General features: G+C 64.6%; 14 protein-coding genes and 1 tRNA gene. 8 read left to right on the top strand and 7 right to left on the bottom strand.

What is annotated here, in order from left to right:
- Positions 1–5: 5 nt before the first annotated feature.
- The 3 genes from GSQ79_RS04225 to GSQ79_RS04215 all read right to left on the bottom strand — a co-directional run bounded on the left by GSQ79_RS04225 (position 6) and on the right by GSQ79_RS04215 (position 3,397).
- On the bottom strand, positions 6–302 hold the full coding sequence (locus GSQ79_RS04225; RefSeq protein WP_158807488.1) for a hypothetical protein: 297 nt from the start codon (positions 300–302) through the stop codon (positions 6–8).
- On the bottom strand, positions 302–2,548 hold the full coding sequence (locus tag GSQ79_RS04220; protein WP_158807487.1) for a TonB-dependent siderophore receptor: 2,247 nt from the start codon (positions 2,546–2,548) through the stop codon (positions 302–304). Before GSQ79_RS04220 ends, GSQ79_RS04225 begins: the two co-directional genes overlap by 1 nt.
- Before the next feature lie 330 nt (positions 2,549–2,878).
- Positions 2,879–3,397, bottom strand: coding sequence for a hypothetical protein (locus GSQ79_RS04215; RefSeq protein ID WP_158807486.1), 519 nt, complete (start codon positions 3,395–3,397; stop codon positions 2,879–2,881).
- A gap of 290 nt (positions 3,398–3,687) precedes the next feature.
- Between GSQ79_RS04215 and GSQ79_RS04210 the strand changes: the two genes are divergently transcribed.
- Together GSQ79_RS04210 and GSQ79_RS04205 are read left to right on the top strand one after the other, a co-directional pair.
- The gene (locus tag GSQ79_RS04210) at positions 3,688–4,938 is read left to right on the top strand and encodes a molybdopterin-dependent oxidoreductase (protein ID WP_158807503.1); all 1,251 of its coding nucleotides are present in this window, start codon (positions 3,688–3,690) and stop codon (positions 4,936–4,938) included.
- On the top strand, positions 4,925–5,254 hold the full coding sequence (locus tag GSQ79_RS04205; protein ID WP_246725093.1) for a cytochrome c: 330 nt from the start codon (positions 4,925–4,927) through the stop codon (positions 5,252–5,254). Before GSQ79_RS04210 ends, GSQ79_RS04205 begins: the two co-directional genes overlap by 14 nt.
- Before the next feature lie 27 nt (positions 5,255–5,281).
- Here the strand turns inward: GSQ79_RS04205 and GSQ79_RS04200 are convergent, their stop codons facing one another.
- Genes GSQ79_RS04200 through GSQ79_RS04190 form a run of 3 tightly spaced genes read right to left on the bottom strand, consistent with a single transcriptional unit; the run spans position 5,282 to position 8,717 of the window.
- The gene (locus GSQ79_RS04200; RefSeq protein WP_158807484.1) at positions 5,282–6,727 is read right to left on the bottom strand and encodes an ATP-binding protein; all 1,446 of its coding nucleotides are present in this window, start codon (positions 6,725–6,727) and stop codon (positions 5,282–5,284) included.
- The gene (locus GSQ79_RS04195; protein WP_158807483.1) at positions 6,724–7,389 is read right to left on the bottom strand and encodes a winged helix-turn-helix domain-containing protein; all 666 of its coding nucleotides are present in this window, start codon (positions 7,387–7,389) and stop codon (positions 6,724–6,726) included. Before GSQ79_RS04195 ends, GSQ79_RS04200 begins: the two co-directional genes overlap by 4 nt.
- 14 nt (positions 7,390–7,403) lie before the next feature.
- A complete protein-coding gene (locus GSQ79_RS04190; protein WP_158807482.1) occupies positions 7,404–8,717 on the bottom strand; it encodes a DUF763 domain-containing protein in 1,314 nt (437 codons plus the stop codon).
- A 94-nt stretch (positions 8,718–8,811) separates the two neighbouring features.
- Between GSQ79_RS04190 and GSQ79_RS04185 the strand changes: the two genes are divergently transcribed.
- The 5 genes from GSQ79_RS04185 to GSQ79_RS04165 all read left to right on the top strand — a co-directional run bounded on the left by GSQ79_RS04185 (position 8,812) and on the right by GSQ79_RS04165 (position 14,002).
- Complete coding sequence (locus tag GSQ79_RS04185; protein ID WP_158807481.1) at positions 8,812–9,393, top strand: SAM-dependent methyltransferase; 582 nt, start codon at positions 8,812–8,814, stop codon at positions 9,391–9,393.
- A gap of 256 nt (positions 9,394–9,649) precedes the next feature.
- Positions 9,650–9,739: transfer RNA gene (locus GSQ79_RS04180), tRNA-Ser, on the top strand.
- Positions 9,740–10,084: 345 nt separating this feature from the next.
- The gene (locus GSQ79_RS04175) at positions 10,085–11,908 is read left to right on the top strand and encodes an EAL domain-containing protein (RefSeq protein WP_158807480.1); all 1,824 of its coding nucleotides are present in this window, start codon (positions 10,085–10,087) and stop codon (positions 11,906–11,908) included.
- A 408-nt stretch (positions 11,909–12,316) separates the two neighbouring features.
- Entirely contained in the window at positions 12,317–12,853 is a 537-nt protein-coding gene (locus GSQ79_RS04170; protein ID WP_158807479.1) for a DUF992 domain-containing protein, read from the top strand.
- A 93-nt stretch (positions 12,854–12,946) separates the two neighbouring features.
- Positions 12,947–14,002, top strand: coding sequence for an aldo/keto reductase (locus tag GSQ79_RS04165; RefSeq protein ID WP_158807478.1), 1,056 nt, complete (start codon positions 12,947–12,949; stop codon positions 14,000–14,002).
- Here GSQ79_RS04165 and GSQ79_RS04160 read toward each other — a convergent pair.
- Positions 13,938–14,600: a TetR/AcrR family transcriptional regulator gene (locus GSQ79_RS04160; RefSeq protein WP_158807477.1), complete on the bottom strand. Its 663-nt coding sequence runs from the start codon at positions 14,598–14,600 to the stop codon at positions 13,938–13,940. The two genes, GSQ79_RS04165 and GSQ79_RS04160, sit on opposite strands and share 65 nt — an antisense overlap.
- Before the next feature lie 110 nt (positions 14,601–14,710).
- Here GSQ79_RS04160 and GSQ79_RS04155 point away from each other — a divergent pair.
- The coding region (locus tag GSQ79_RS04155; RefSeq protein ID WP_158807476.1) for an MFS transporter at positions 14,711–15,943 on the top strand (1,233 nt) is incomplete at its 3' end.

Below are 15,943 nucleotides of genomic sequence, written 5' to 3'. Positions count from 1 at the left end.
GGACCTTAGTGCATCGCGCGGAGCGACAGGGCAATCACGGCGAGAACCGCGCCGCCGCCGATGAGGACGGCGGCGAGAAAGCCGAGCGAGCGGTTGGCGAAGGCGGAGATCGCCGCAGCGAGATAGATCGCGATGCCCGCCATGGTGGCGGTCATCGCAGCCTGCGGTCGCGTGATGCCGAGTCCGCTCAGCAGCAGGCCGAGGCAGGCGGCGGCGCCACTGGCAAACAGGTAGCCGCCGCCGATTGCCAGCGCGAGACGCGCGAGCCAGTGATCCCGACGCGGAGCGCCGGCCGCGGACATTACCAGGTGTAGGCGACGCTGAACGTCGCCTTGCGCCGTTCGCCGTAGAAGCAGGCTGTCGTCGACGAGCAGGTGGAGACATAGGTTTTGTCAAAAACGTTCGTCACGTTGAGCGCCGTACGCCAATGTTCACGCTCGTAATGGATCGTGGTGTCTGCAAGCACAACCGCGGGCACGCCAAAGGTGTTATCGGTGCTGGCATAGGACCCACCGATGTACCGCGTGCCGGCACCGGCGCCGAGGCCACGAAGCGCCGTCTCCTGCATCGTGTAGTCGAGGAACAGCGAACCGAAGTTCTGCGGCACGCCGGTCGGCGTCTTGCCGACCAGCGACGGCGTGATGTCGTTTTGCGTCGTCGTCACTTGGTACCCGGTGTAGGCGGCGAGGATCTTGAGACCATCGGTCAGGCTGCCTTGCGCCTCAAGCTCGAAGCCTCGCGAGCGCTCCTGGCCGGTCTGGACTTCACCCAGGACGAAGTTGGGATCGGTCGTCGGTACGTTGGTCTGCACGATGTTGAACAGCGCACCGGTGAACGAAAGGTTGGAGCCGATCGGCTGATATTTGATACCGACCTCTTCGAGCTGGCCTTTCTGCGGAAGCAGTGCGGTTTGAGTCGATGTGTTGGTGCCGAGCTGCGGATCGAAGGAAGTTGCGTAGGTTGCATAAGGCGCGATGCCTTGATCGGTCGTGTAGATCAGGCCGACGCGGCCGGTGAAAGCGCCGTCGTTGCTTTGCGCGCTGCTCGCAGGCGTCAGGACGTTGTTGATCGTCGTTTCAAGGGAGTCGTGGCGGCCGCTGAGGACGAGCGTGAGGTTTCCGAGCTTCGCCTGTTCCTGCGCATAAACACCGACCTGATTCTGCGTGTTGTGGATTAGAGTCCCAGCAGGGTTGGGAACCGTTGCGCCAGCATAGATCGGCTGCAGCAGGTTCAGGTCAAATGCCGAGCCAAAGGCGAAGGCCTGATTGTCGAACAGCGTGAAGTGTTTGTAGTCCACACCGACCAGCGCGACATGCGAGATCGGCCCCGTCGTGAAGCGGGCTTCTGCCTGCGTATCGACCGAAAATTCGGTCAGATGCGGCGCGGTCTCGAAGTTGAGGCGGCTGAGCTCGGCGTTCGATCCGTTGGCAGAGCCGTCGTAGCCGGTGCCGAACAGCGTGCGGTCGGTGATGCGGAGATCGGAATAACGCAGGTTCTGGCGAACGGTGAAGACGTCGTTGAACTTGTGCTCGGCGGAATAGCCGATGAGCGCCTGGTTACGCTGGAACGTGTCGTAGCCGGGATCGCTGGTGAAGAGGTTGGTCGGGATCTTGCCGAACGTCGCGTTCTGCACGGTGCCGAAGTAGGGCAGGAAGTTCTGTCCCTTGGTCCGGTCCTTTTGATAGGAGCTGATCACCGTGATGCTGGTTGCGGCATCCGGCGCATAGGTCAGGCTCGGTGCGATCGAGAGGCGACCGTCCTGCGTGTAGGCGGTCTGGGTGTCGCCACCGCGGGCGACGCCTTCGACGCGATAGAACCATTGATTGCTTGTGCCGACGGGGCCGCCGACGTCGAAGTGGCTGTATTTGTTACCATAGTTGTCGATGCCGAGCTCGATTGATGCATGCGGCGTCTCGGTCGGACGCTTGCTCACCATGTTGAGAATGCCGCCGGTGTTCGAGCCGCCGTACAGGACCGACGCCGGGCCTTTGAGAACTTCGATGCGTTCCAGATCGAAGGGCTCGACGCGGAACGTCGAGAAGCCCGGCGAGGCCAGCTGCATGCCGTCGAGAAAATAGCCGCTCTGCTGCGCCGGGAGACCGCGAATGAGCAGGAAGTCGTTGCGGTTGTCGTTGCCGAAGGTCTGCGATAGCACGCCGGATGAGTAGCGCGTGGCCTGGACGACTGACTGCGCGTTCTGATCGCGGATCTGCTCGGCGCCGATGACGGAGATGGATTGCGGCGTCTCGATGAGCGGCGTCGCGGTCTTGGTTCCTGTTGCGCTGACGCGGGGGACATAACCGTCGATCGGGCCGGTCGCCGTCGCGCCGGCGCGGCCGTTCTTCACCACGACTTCGTCGAGTTGGACCGTGGTATTGGCGGTCTGTGCCGCGAGGACCGTCGGGGAGGCGGTCAGCAGGAGGGCGAGGAGAAAGCGGTGGCCAGCGCTAATTTCTTTGCGGGACTGCGGCTTTGCAGCCAAAGGGATCGCCGACGCATTCACCGCGCTGCGCTTGCCGGAAGACACCGGTACCGCCACCAAACTCATCAAACATACCCCATGTGGATCAATTGCGGTATAAGCATTTGTATGCTTTCCGCTCTCATAATCGACCCCTCGCACGCCCAATCTCGGCGTGTCAAAGCAATGAATGGCGATTTATACTGCTCCTAGACAGGCGAACGGGCTTTATCACGGGGATGTATCTTGTGGAGCGCGTTCCTGGAACTGGTATAGTTCTAAAGTGCCTGAAAAACGATTGTGCTATACGTAAAAGTACCGCCATACGTGTGCGGCTCGGGTTGAGGACGTCATTGCGCGAATCGGTTCGAAGCAAAACGGGGTGCAATCGCGATGGATCGCCAGCAGCGGCCGCGCCTAAACGTGCCGCCAGCCTGGCTTGTCCGGCTCGATCCGGTGGGCTTTCGTCGGCCCCATGCCGGTGATCGCGATCACGGCCGGCTCGGTGACGCCGCTGATAACGCCATCATAATGCACGCTCTTCGCCACGCGCCGTACGAACGAGCCCGCCGGGACCGGGACCGAGGCGGCATGGTTGAAGTCTTCGCCGCTGGCGACGTACCAGGTTCCGGATAAAACCATGCAGAGCCGGTCGAAATCATAAAAATGCGGGGCGCTCATGTGCCCGGGATACCAGCGGATCAGCGTCAGATATTGGCCGGGCTGGTCGAGGGCGCTGAACAGCGCGGCTTCCTGCGCGACGTCGCCGGGATAGCCATAATGGATCTGCCAGGGGATCTGGTCCGCCAACTTGATGATCGTATGCGCGGGATCGACGCCGGCCGCTCGCGCCGTATTCAAACCGAACGAAGCCGCAGCTGCGGCCAGCAGGGGCGCCAACAAGAGATCGCGACGGTCGGTCGAGAAGTCGTTCATCCCATACATCTCCATTGTATCCGCTTCGGGTGACGCGGAACGGCAATCAAGGAAATGCAAGGCCGGGACGATGTTGTAAAGGCTCGCGGCTGATCCGGCGGCCGCGCTTTTCGCTCCGCGTGTTCTTCGGCGAGCAATGGTCGGGGACCAACGGCCCTGCGGCTAAAAAGCCTCCTTAAGCTTGCCTTAAGCTGGCAGAGCCATGGCTGCCGGGATCGGGTGATCCATCGATATGCGATGCCGCCCGTGACTTGCAGAAGGATCAGATCTCTATGCCGAATCGGGTGTCCATGGTGGACCACGGATCTTCTTTGGCCGTTCCGAGCCGCCGCCGCCTTATAGGGGCCGTTGCCGTCGGGGGGCTTGGCTTGCTGGCGAAGCCGGCTCTCGCCGAAACGATCGATTTCAAAGTCCCGGGCGGTGCGCCGACCCGCGATTATACGACGACGATGCCCGAGAAGGGCCGGATGATCGTCCAGCGCACGCGGCCGCCGTGGCTCGAAGTGCCGTTCGAAGTCTTCGACAAGGGCGTCTTCACGCCGAACGACCAGAATTTCGTCAGCTGGCATTACGCCGGTTTCCCGACCGATCCGGATGTTGCGACCCACACCGTGAAGGTGCACGGCCTGGTCAACAAGGAGCTGTCGCTGTCCATCGCCGACATCATGAAGCTCCCGCATATCGAATATGCCGCGGTGAGCCAGTGCGCGGGCAATTCGCGCCTCTACATGGCGCCGCGGACGCCCGGTGCGCAGTGGGCCAATGGGTCGATGAGCAACGCGGTGTATACCGGCGTTCGTCTCAAGGACGTTCTGGATCTCGCCGGCGTCAAGGCCGGCGCCCAACGGGTTCGCTTCGGCGGTCTCGACGATGCGCCGCTGCCGGATACGCCGAAGTTCATGAAGTCGATCGACATCGATCATGCCCGCGACGGCGAGGTGATGATCGCCTTTGCGATGAACGGCAAGCAGATCCCGATGCTGAACGGCTTTCCGCTGAAGATCGTCGTGCCGGGCTGGTGCGCGGTCTACTGGATCAAGATGCTCAACGACATCGAGGTCATGGATCAGCCGGACACCAACTATTACACGACCAACGGCTATCGCGAGCCGGTCACCCCGCTGCACACGATCAAGCCGACCGACACCGACTTCAAGCTGACGTCGATCACCAAGATGTTCCCGCGGTCGTTCATCACCAATCTGAAGAACGGTGACAGCGTCAAGGTCGGGGCGCCAAGCGTCGTGCGCGGCATCGCCTTCGGCGGCGACAACGGCGTGGCCGGTGTCGATTTGTCGCTCGACGGCGGCAAGACCTGGTTGCCGACGCAGCTCGGCAAGGACGAAGGCAAGTACAGCTTCCGCCAGTGGCAGACCAACGTCACGATCCCGACCCGCGGTGCGCAAGCGCTGATGGTCCGCTGCACCAACACCGAAAAACTCGTGCAGCCGAGCACCCCGGTTTGGAACCGCGGCGGCTACATGCAGTACGTGACCGAAACAACGCATGTCGTCGCAGGAGAGCCAAGTGGACCGTTCTAAACTCGCTCTCACGCTGGCGCTCGTCTTCAGCACGGCGCTCCCACTCGGCGCCCAGGCGCTGACCTTGAAAACGCCGGCCGCCGTCGACCTTCCCTTCGGCGATCCGGAATTTCCAGCAGGCCCGAACGTGGATGCCGTCAATGCCGGCTGCCTGACGTGCCACTCCGTCGATCACGTCCTCAACCAGCCATCGCTGTCGAAAGCCGGCTGGACCGAGGTCGTCGAGAAGATGGTCAAGGGCTACAAGGCGCCGATCACCGAAGAGGATCAGGCCAAGATCGTCGATTATCTCGTCACGATCAAAGGCATCAAGTAGTCGCTGACGTCCCGCCGCATCGGCCTCCTACGACCCATCCGCGGGTGCAAGGGGGCCGATGCGATAGGCGCGAGACGGCGCAAGTACGGCGCCGCCGATATTTTGTCCGTGCGCACGGACCTTGTGCGCGGGTATGACAACGTCCGCCGTCAAACCGCCGAGCGTCGTGCTTGCCCCCAACTGCAGCCGTGCGCCGGCCTGGCCCAGGGCTTCCAACACGATCGCGAGGCCGAGGCCGCTGCCCGTCGCCGACTTGTTGCGGCCGCGGAAGAATTTTTGCACCACAAGATCGCGTTCCCCGGCGGGAATGCCCGGACCGTCGTCTTCCAGGGATAAAGTCGGCCCGGCGTCGGCAAGCCGATAGGCCCAGCGCACCACACCCTCGCCGGGTGTCATCTGGAGCGCATTCTCCATGAGATTGCGCATCGCGAGATCGAACAGATTCTCATCCATCTGGATGCTCAGATCATCGAGGTCGGTTGCGAATGCGACGCGCTGCGGCCGTAATTTCGGGTCCATCATCGCCGCCAGGTCCCGTAGCCTCTGCTCGACCGGAATCCATCCGGCGGCGCCCGACGGCTGGTTCGCGTCGAGTTGCGACATGGCGAGGAGCTGCTGCACCATTCGCGCCGTGCGATCGACGGCCAGCAGCGTCTGGCGCAATGCTTTGTCGCGGCTCTCTGCGTCTCGCGCCGCCAAGGCCACCTGAACCTGCGTCTTCAGACCGGCGAGCGGCGTCCGCAATTCATGCGCGGCGTAGGCAATAAAGCTGCGCTCGTGATCGCGCGCCGCGACGACCTTGCCGAACAGTCGGTTCAGCGCGTCGATGAGCGGCCGGATCTCGGACGGCGCGTTGGAGAGGTCGACGGGTTCGAGGTTTTCCGCGTCGCGCGCCGCGAGGTTCTGCGTCGCCTGCTGCAGAGGCCGCAGGCCGCGGGACACGCTGAGCCAGATCAGCAGCGCCAGGATCGGAAGGATCAGCGCCGCCGTCAGCAGGACGCCGCCAACGATCCCACGCTCCAGTTGAGTCCGCTGGCTGAGGTTGTCGCCGACGAGGACGTGGATGTGCTTCTTCGGATCGTTGAAGGCAAAGACCTGCCACACCTCGCCGTCGATCGTGCGCTGTGAGAAGCCATCGCTCTGATCGGAGAGGCGGGCCGATGGCGCGCCATCCGAAGCGCCAACCAGTTTTCCATCGAACGACCAGATCTGGCAGCTGAGATGCCGGTTGTAGCTTCCACCACTCGCGAGGCGAGGCATGACGCGGGGTGAGCCGCCGGGTTGGACCGGCATCTGGATGCCCTCGTCATCGACGAGCGTCGCCACCATGCGCGCCGCTTCCATCAGGCGGCGGTTGAGAATGTTTTCGATCTGCGACCGGCTATCCGTGTAGATCCAGACGACCGCGGCCAACCAGACGAAGCCGGTGGCGGCGACGAGCACGAGGAACAGTCTGAGGCGCAACGATTTCACAGCCGATCCTCGCGCATGCGGTAGCCGAGGCCGCGTACCGTCTCGATCGCTTCGCGGCCGATCTTCGCCCGCAGATTATGCACATGGACTTCCAACGCGTTGCTCTCGATCTCTTCCTGCCAGCCGTAGATATGCGACTCCAGTTGGGATTTGGAAAACACCCGGCCGGGCCGCTCCATCAGCGCCTCCAAAAGCGCATATTCGCGCCGTGACAGGTTCACCGCCTTGCTGTCCCGTGTCACGGTCTGATGGGTCAGGTCGAGAACGAGGCTCCGCCAGGCAATCGTCGCGCTGGACCGCCCGGCGGCGCGGCGGATCATGGCCCGCAGGCGCGCCGCCAGCTCGTCGAGGTCGAAGGGCTTGCCCATGTAATCGTCGGCGCCGCCATCGAGCCCGGCGACACGGTCGCCCGGCGCGTCCCGCGCGGTGAGGAGCAGCACCGGCGTCGCGTCATCGTGGGTGCGGAGGTACCGCAGCACGTCGAGACCCGAGCCGTCGGGCAGCATGAGGTCGAGGATCGCGGCGCTGAAGGTTGTCGTCTTCAGCAGCGTCAAGGCGTCGGCGCAGGTTTCGACGCAGTCCGCCGCCATGCCATGCAGCGTCAGGCCGGCAATCATGCCGTTGGCAAGAATGGGATCATCTTCCAGGATGAGTATCCGCATCGATGGCGCTCTTTTCACGATCTCGTTCGGCTTTGAAAGGTGTTCGGCAGGTCGGCAAGACTTGAGTCGTCGTCCGCGGCGCGCTCCCAACCGAAAACGCTCCGCCCGCCGTAGAGCGGCGAATGCGCGAGCTCCTCGGCCGTCATCGCCTCGATGCTCGGGCCGGACGCATGGCGTTCGAGAAGGCGTGCCTGATCGTCGAGCCGTTTCAACGCACTGAGTTCCTCGTCGCGGCCGAGCTTCGCCTTCTGCATCGCCGCCTTCATCACCGCGATCGTTTGGTCATAGACTTTGAGCGGCACGGGGAAGGGGTGTCTGTCCTTGCCGCCATGGGCAAAGGAAAAGCGCCCGGGATCGCTGAAACGGCCAGGATCATTGAAACGACAGGGCGCGCCGTGGACGACCTCCGCGACCATCGCCAGGGCGCGGACGGTGCGGGCGCCGACGCCGGGGACGAGCAGAAGGTCGGCGAAATCGGTTGGCCCGCGCTCGGCCGCTGCAGCGACGCTGGCGTGGAGCCGCCGCGCATGCACGTCGCTAGCGCGCACGTCATGGTGCGCCGGCATGACCAGGTGCGGCAGGAGCATCTGCTGCTGGACGGGCTGGGGTTTCGCCGGCCGCGGCTCCAGCGCCTGGATCTCGCGGACGATCCCGTCAGGTCCCAGCGCCTGCAGCAGGTCGAGCTGCCTGCTGCGCGAGAGCGCGGCGCGCTTGTCCGTCAGGTTGATGATCTCGCCCTGGTCGACGCCGTCGATCGCCGCATGCGGCTCCTCGACGAAACTTTTGAGCCCTTCCGACAGCCAGTGATAGCGCCGCGCCTGCCGGCGTTCGTCGTTCATCCCCTGCTGGACGACCACCCAGCGCGCGTCGTCGGTGACGATGAAGCCGTGGAGATAGAGGTCGAACCCGTCCTGGATGGCGGCACTGTCCACCTTGGCGACGAGCCGGCTGGCCTGGGCCATCGCGCTGCCGTCGAAGCCGACGCGCTCGCCGATCAGCGCCAGTTCGTGCGGCGTTTGCCGGGAATGCCGGCCGCGACCGCCGCAGACGTGGATGCCGAGTTCGGCGGAAAGCGGCGCCAGGCCGCGTTTCAACGCGCCGATGACGCTGGTGGTGATGCCGGACGAATGCCAGTCCATGCCCATGACAGCGCCGAACGACTGGAACCAGAAGGGATGGGCGAGTCGCCGCAGATATTCGTCGCGCCCGTAATGATGGATGATGGCCTCACTCATGACGGCGCCGAGGCGCGTCATGCGGTCGGCGAGCCACTGCGGCACCCGACCGCCATGCAGCGGTAGATCGGCGCTCCCAGCCCGTCGAGCCATCCATCCTCCAAAAAATGCGCCGCGGACCGCACCGTTTGCCGCGGGATGCGTTGGGCCCTTGTCACCATCGAGGCGACTTCCGGAGCCCAAAACCATGAGCCGCCACGAAGCGTCGCTGCCCGCAACCTATTTCGACGCGCTTTACGCCGAAAAAGCGGATCCCTGGCATTTTGCTACAAGCGACTACGAGGGCGCCAAATATGCGGCGACGCTGGCGGCGTTGCCAAAGCCGCGCTACCGCTCCGCCCTTGAAGTTGGCTGCTCCATCGGCGTGCTGACGCAGCAGCTCGCCGAGCGCTGCGACAGGCTTTTGGCGCTCGATATCGCGGCGCTTGCGCTGGATCAGGCGCGGGAGCGCTGCGCGGCCCTGGGCCAGGTCACCTTCGAACAGCGGCGGCTTCCTGCGGAATGGCCGGAGGGCCGGTTCGGCCTGATCCTGCTGTCCGAGGTCGTCTACTATCTCGATCAATCGGATGTGCAGCGTCTCGCCGAGCAGGCCTCCACCTCGATTGCCGATGGCGGCGATGTTGTCCTTGTCCATTGGCTTGGCGAAACGCATTATCCGCTGACCGGCGACGCGGCCGCCAATCTCTTCATCGAAGAATCCGTTGGGCGGCTCAAGGTGCGCCACCAGGCGCGGACGGCGGACTATCGTCTCGACGTGTTGAGCGCTTAGGCAAGCTGGCGCGCCGGCCAGCTCGCACCGTCTATCGGACGATGATGCGACGGCAAAAGCGCCACCCATTTGCCCGGCGTCGGGGCTCGCGCTACGGCCGATCCTGGGCATCACCCTTGTGTGCTTTTGCGCAAAGCTGTACTCGGAAGCGCCATCGGCCTTCGCGTGAAGGCCGATGACACCACGGTCCGCCATCTCGAGCCGCTTGCGGCTTCTGACGCAGGCGCGGTGGGCTTCGCGCTCTTCCCACGTGCGAGGAAAGGTGGCCGAGTGGTTTAAGGCAACGGTCTTGAAAACCGTCGTGGGTGCAAGTCCACCGTGGGTTCGAATCCCACCCTTTCCGCCAGCGGGCAGCTCCTTGCAGGCTCACCACATGTTCATAGGGCCTTAACCTCGCGTGCCGAAGGCCTGAGGTGCGCCGGATCGGGCGCGGATGGGGGCCGGAGCGGTTGGCCCTCGACCGGGGTAACGCGCGTTTCGATCCCGGCGTCGCCGAACGCCCTTTCTTTCAATCTCTTCCGGGTGAATCGTCGGACGGCCGCGTGGGGCGACAACCGTCGCGACCGGATCGCTTCCGACGTCGTGACGTCGGGCGGACGCGCCGATCGTTCCCCTTTTAGCAAAACAAATCCGCCAATCTTAAGGGACCGGACCCATCGTCCGCGGTTCTTCCCCGTCGCCGGAACGCCGCATGTTCGAACGCCTCCAGAACACCATCCTCGCGATGATCGCCGTAGGGATGCCGCTCGATGCGGTGGCGGCCTGTATCTGCGAAGAGGCGGAGAAACTGGCGCCCTTCGCCCTCTGTTCGATCCTCACCGTCGACGATCGCGGATGCCTCCACCCGCTCGCCGCGCCGAGCCTGCCGCCCGCGTTTTCCGCGGCGCTCAACGGGGTCGGGATCGGTCCAAAAATCGGCTCGTGCGGCGCCGCAGCGTTTCTCAAGGAGCCCGTCGCGGTGCGCGACATCGCGCGGAGTCCGTCATGGGTGGGGTATCGCCACCTGACGGCGCCGCTCGGGCTCAAGGCCTGCTGGTCCAGCCCCGTTCTCGGTCCTGACGGCAAGGTCCTTGCCACCTTCGCCTTCTATTACCGCAGCAATCGCGGGCCGAGCGCGCTGGAGCGCGATATCGTCGACGCCTGCATCCATCTTTGTTCGATCGCTCTGGAGCGAGAGAACGCGCGCTTGGAAATCCACCGCCTCGCCTATTTCGACGCGCTCACCGATCTGCGGAACCGGGCGAGCTTCGAATTGGCGCTCGAAGCAGCGCGTGCACGACCATTCAGCTTGCTGCTGATCGACGTCGACCGCCTGAAGCAGGTGAACGATACCTTCGGCCATCTGGCGGGGGACGATCTGATCCGGGACGTGGCGCGGCGGATCGGCGCCAATGTCCAGGGGGCGACCGCCTATCGCATCGGCGGCGACGAATTCGCCGTGATCGTCGACGGCGACGAATCCGCGGAAGCCGTGGTCATCGCGACGCGGATCCTTGCCGCCATGGCGATGCCGGCGGTGTGCCGTGGGCATGCCCTCGCCGCAGGCGTGACGATCGGCGGCGTCGCCGCGTGCCTCGACGACGATCGCGTCCCATCGGTCTGCCGGCTGCATGCCGACATGGCGCTCTATCACGCGAAGGAACACGTCCGCGGCGGCGTCGTCATGTATTCGGCGGATCTCGGCACCGCCATCGAGCACCGCAACAGAAGGGTCCGCGACGTCTCTGAGGCGTTGAGCGAGGGGCGGATCGAGACGCACTATCAGCCGGTCGTGCTGCTCAGCACGGGAGAGGTGGTCGGCCTGGAAGCCCTCTGCCGTCTCCGCACGCGCGCAGGTGGCATCGTGGTTGCCGGCGAATTCCAAGAGGCGATGCAGGACGTTCTGATCGGCGCGCGCATCACCGATTGTATGATCGCGAGAGTCGCGGCTGACATCCGGTCGTGGCTCGACATGGGGATCCCGTTCCAACATGTCGGCCTCAATGTTTCGGCGGCGGATTTCCAAAGGAGCGATCTGCAAGAGCGGCTCGTCTCGGCCTTCGGGCGGCAGAATGTGCCGCTCAAGCATCTGATCCTCGAAGTGACCGAGTCGATCTACATGGGGGAAAGCGACAACGTCGTCGGGCGCGCCGTGAAGGGGCTTCGCGCTAGAGGGCTGCTTGTCGCGTTGGACGATTTCGGGACGGGCTACGCGTCGCTGACGCATCTTCTCCAGTTTCCCGTCGACATCATCAAGATCGACAAGTCGTTCGTCGATCATCTTGGAACCGGCCGCTGCGGAACGGCGATCGTCAAGGGACTGATCGATATCGCGGACAAGCTCGAGATGCGGATCGTCGCGGAGGGTGTCGAGAACGAGAAGCAGGCGGAAGAGCTTCGCCGACTCGGCTGCACCCTGGCGCAAGGCTTTCTTTATGGGCGGGCGGTCGGCGCACCGGACATGACGGGCATTCTGCTGCGCTCGGCTCAAGCCGATGCAAGGAACATCCCGCGGCCGGTTTTCGCGCTGGGCTGATCGTTTTGGCTCATCATATTTCCCGATAAAGGATATCGGGGCTGTTCGGCTCGACATCGCCTCGATGATCGTCCAAATCCGCGCTGCGCCTTTTGGAGCAGCCCGCACTGTGCTGCAACTGCTTGAATGGTGTTTCCTCCCAAGACTTGACCCCGCCTCGGCTGAAGCCGTTGCGGGGTTTTTTGTCTGGCAGGCCGCATTGGCGCGCCGCGCCGGGTCTTGCCCATCCGTCTTCACGAGAATGTATGCGTCGTCGTGCCTTGCCTCGCGGACATGCGTCCGTGGCGTCGGACGCCCCTGATATCCGGCTCCGGATGAGCCCGGACGCCGCAACGCGGTTGCGGAAAGCCTCTGGTTTGGTACGAGAGGCGCCGGACCGGATGTTTCTCAGATCACCAGGAGTCTTTCATGCGCATGACCATGCTTGTCGCGGGCGCTGCCGCGGCCACGTTGCTGCTCGCATCTCCGGCCTCCGCGCAAGACGCCTCGGGCGAACTGCACTGCAATATCCAGGGCGGCTTCGGTTTCATCATCGGCGGCAGCCGCGCGGTGTCCTGCACCTATCGCCGCGCCGGGCTCCCCGTAGAATTTTACACCGGCTCGACCGGCAACATCGGCCTCGACATCGGGCCGACCAATGCCGTCGTCGCGACCTATCGCGTGTCCGCCACGCCGGCGGCCCCCGGCGTCCTCCAGGGTGACTTTGCCGGGCCTGGCTTCGGCATTGCCGGTGGCGCAGGGATCGCGGCGAATGCCCTGATCGGCGGGAGCGGCGTGACGCTGATTCCGGTTCCCAACAACGCGACGACCGCCTACACCGGCTTGAACATCAGCGGCGGCATCAACCAATTGCACCTGCAGTTCGCCGGCCTTGAAGAGGTGCCGGATCGCAACCGCCGGCGTCGTATCCTGAAAAGCTACGGCCTCGAAGACGGCACCAACTGAGCCCTCGCGCGACCCTTTGATCTGCCGTTGCCCGCTACGGCGCGCGCTGTTTTCGCGTGTGCCGCCGGCTGCCTATCCTGAGAGATTTCCTTCATGCTCGAAATGCGCAAGCTCGGTCGGACCGGCATCGACGTCACGTCCATCTGCCTCGGGACGATGACCTGGGGCCAGCAGAACACCGAGGCCGAGGGCCATGCGCAGCTCGACTACGCCATCGGGCGCGGCATCAACTTCATCGATACCGCGGAAATGTATTCGGTCCCGCCCAAGGCCGAGACGCAGGGATCGACGGAACGGATCATCGGCACCTGGCTGAAGCAGCGCGGCGGTCGCGACAAGCTCGTCATCGCCAGCAAGGTGGCAGGGCGCAGCACGGCGGACTGGCTGCGGCCGGACAAGAAGGGCGCGCGTCTCGACGAAATCAACATCCGCTACGCCATCGAAGGCTCGCTGAAGCGTCTGCAGACCGACTATATCGACCTCTACCAGCTGCACTGGCCGGACCGTCGCATCGGCCTGTTCGGCGAGGGCGGGACAGTGTTTCGCGACCTGCCGAAGCCCGACGACCAGGTCCCGATCGAAGAGACCCTCGGCGTGCTCGGTCGACTCGTCGAGGAAGGCAAGATCCGGCATGTCGGCCTGTCGAACGAGACGGCCTGGGGCGTGTCGCGTTTTCTTCACGCCAGCGAGACGGGCAAGGGCCCGCGCGTCGCGGCGATCCAGAACGTCTACAACCTGATCAGCCGCACCTTCGAAATCGGCCTCGCCGAAATGGCGTTGCGCGAGGATGTCGGCCTTCTTGCCTATTCGCCGCTCGCCCAGGGCTATCTCACCGGCAAGTATCAGGGTGGGGCGCGGCCGGCCGGCGCCCGCACGACGCTGTTCAACCGCGGCATGCGTTACGAGAAGCCGGGCGTCGAGGTGGCGATCGACGCCTATCTCGCCTTAGCGACAGAACTCGGGCTCGATCCGTCGCAGATGGCGCTCGCGTTCGTGACCACGCGAAAATTCGTGACCTCGAACATCATCGGCGCGACCACGATGGCGCAGCTCGAAAGCGATCTCGGATCGATCGACGTCGCGATCACGCCGGAGCTCGAAGATCGCTTCGACGCGATCCATCAGGTGCATCAGAATCCGGCGCCCTAGGGTCGGCAAGCCTGCACCGCAAGCGAGCGGGGAGGGGCGCCGTGTCGGCCAACGCCCGCTCGATCAGCGCGTGACAATAAGCGAGGTTCGGTGGGGCGTCCCCGAACAGGATGCGGTACATGATCGGCGCGACCACATGGTCGACGACCCGCTCGACATCGAGCGCCACCCCCTGCCGCGCGATGGCGCGATCGCCGATGATCTGCAACTGCGCGGTCGTATAGCCTGAGCACCGGCCGGCATGCGTCGCATCCGGCGCGTTGGACAGCACATCGCGTATCAAGGCACGCCCGGGTCCGGACGACATTTCTTCGGTGTATTGCTCGACCCAGGCCTGCAGATCGGTCTCCAGCGCGCCAGTGTCGATGGGATCGAGGGCAGGGCGCAGCCGGTCGACCGCGACATCGGCGAGAAGACCGGCAAGATCGCCCCAGCGCCGATAGATCGTCGAGGGTGTCACGCCCGCGCGCGTCGCGATGAGCGGGACCGTCAGATCGGCCCGTTCGACCGCGACCAGGAGGTCTTTGACGGCCTGATGGACGGAGGCTTGGATACGGGCGCTGCGGCCGCCGCAACGCGCTCTGTCCGAGACAATCAATCCGGGTCTCCCTGATCCGCGGCGGCCGCAGCCTGCCGGCAATTGCCATGCAGGCCATATGGGTTTAGGGCTTAAACGCTAATTCTTAGCTTTAAGGATCGAGTCCGCTCATGTCTAGCATCGCGTCGACAGATCAGAGTTCATCTCCGTCGCATGTCGCCGTCATCGTCAAGGGTGGCACCCTGGCCATGTTTCTGGCCGCGTCGAGTGCCCCGACTCCGCTGTACCATTTCTATCAGGAGCGCTGGAGTCTGTCCCCTGCAGTGCTGACGACCATTTTCGGCATCTATGCGCTCAGCCTGCTGGTCGCCTTGCTCACCATCGGGTCGTTGTCCGACCATGTCGGCCGCCGGCCCGTCATTCTCGTCGCGATCGCCTTGAACGGCCTCGCGCTGATCCTGTTCGCGAGCGCCGACTCCGCGGCCATGCTGATCGCCGCGCGCGCGCTGCAGGGGTTCGCGACCGGGGCGGCGACGAGCACGCTGAGCGCGGCCGTTCTCGATTCCGACAAGCGCCACGGCCCGCTGATCAACAGCATCACGCCGTTCATCGGGATGAGCGTCGGTGCCTTGGGATCGAGCGCCCTGGTGGCCTATGCCCAGGCCCCCGCACAGGCCGTCTATCTGCTGCTGCTCATCGTCTTCGCGGCTCTCGCGATCCTGGTCGCCCGTCTGCCGGAAACGACGGCGAAACTGCCCGGCGCTCTGGCCTCGCTGCGCCCCCGCGTGCACGTGCCCCCGCAGGCACGCCGCGCGCTGCTGCGCATCACACCGGTCAACATCGCCGTCTGGTCGCTCGGCGGCTTCTACCTCTCGCTGATGCCGTCCCTGTTGCGCGTCGCCCTGGGGACGACGTCGCCCTTCATCGGTGGGATCGTCGTCGCGGCGCTGACGCTGAGCGGCGGCATCGCGATCATCCTGCTGCGCCACCGCTCGCCCACCACGATCTTCATCGTGGGGTCGTCGACGCTGATGCTCGGCGTGGCGGTCACGCTGTCCGGCGTCGCCCTGCAGTCGATCCCGCTTCTGCTGGGCGGGACGGTGGTCGCCGGCTTCGGGTTCGGCCTTGGCTTTTTCGGCGCCTTGCGGACGATCCTGCCGCTGGCCGCGCCCGACGAACGAGCGGGCCTCGTCTCCGCCTTCTTCATCCAGAGCTATCTGGCGTTCAGTCTCCCGGCCATCCTCGTCGGCCTGATCGTGCCCTTCGTCGGTTTGGCGCGCGCGACCTACGGCTATGGTATGACGATCATCCTGCTTGCCGCGCTGTCGCTCGCCGCGACCCTGATGGCGCGCGCCCAAGCGCGGTCCAACACCGATCGCGCGCAGCCGGTCTCGCCGATGCCG

The organism is Beijerinckia sp. L45, assembly GCF_009765775.1.
Lineage (GTDB): Bacteria > Pseudomonadota > Alphaproteobacteria > Rhizobiales > Beijerinckiaceae > RH-AL1.
This window is presented reverse-complemented; position numbering and strand designations above follow the sequence as displayed.

Excerpts from the sequence above, each read along its gene's own strand:
- GSQ79_RS04185 (WP_158807481.1), top strand. The coding sequence starts at position 8,812 with ATGAGCCGCCACGAAGCGTCGCTGCCCGCAACCTATTTCGACGCGCTT.
- GSQ79_RS04170 (WP_158807479.1), top strand. The coding sequence starts at position 12,317 with ATGCGCATGACCATGCTTGTCGCGGGCGCTGCCGCGGCCACGTTGCTG.
- GSQ79_RS04215 (WP_158807486.1), bottom strand. The coding sequence starts at position 3,397 with ATGAACGACTTCTCGACCGACCGTCGCGATCTCTTGTTGGCGCCCCTG.
- GSQ79_RS04210 (WP_158807503.1), top strand. The coding sequence starts at position 3,688 with ATGGTGGACCACGGATCTTCTTTGGCCGTTCCGAGCCGCCGCCGCCTT.
- GSQ79_RS04220 (WP_158807487.1), bottom strand. The coding sequence starts at position 2,548 with ATGAGTTTGGTGGCGGTACCGGTGTCTTCCGGCAAGCGCAGCGCGGTG.
- GSQ79_RS04195 (WP_158807483.1), bottom strand. The coding sequence starts at position 7,389 with ATGCGGATACTCATCCTGGAAGATGATCCCATTCTTGCCAACGGCATG.
- GSQ79_RS04165 (WP_158807478.1), top strand. The coding sequence starts at position 12,947 with ATGCTCGAAATGCGCAAGCTCGGTCGGACCGGCATCGACGTCACGTCC.
- GSQ79_RS04225 (WP_158807488.1), bottom strand. The coding sequence starts at position 302 with ATGTCCGCGGCCGGCGCTCCGCGTCGGGATCACTGGCTCGCGCGTCTC.
- GSQ79_RS04175 (WP_158807480.1), top strand. The coding sequence starts at position 10,085 with ATGTTCGAACGCCTCCAGAACACCATCCTCGCGATGATCGCCGTAGGG.
- GSQ79_RS04190 (WP_158807482.1), bottom strand. The coding sequence starts at position 8,717 with ATGGCTCGACGGGCTGGGAGCGCCGATCTACCGCTGCATGGCGGTCGG.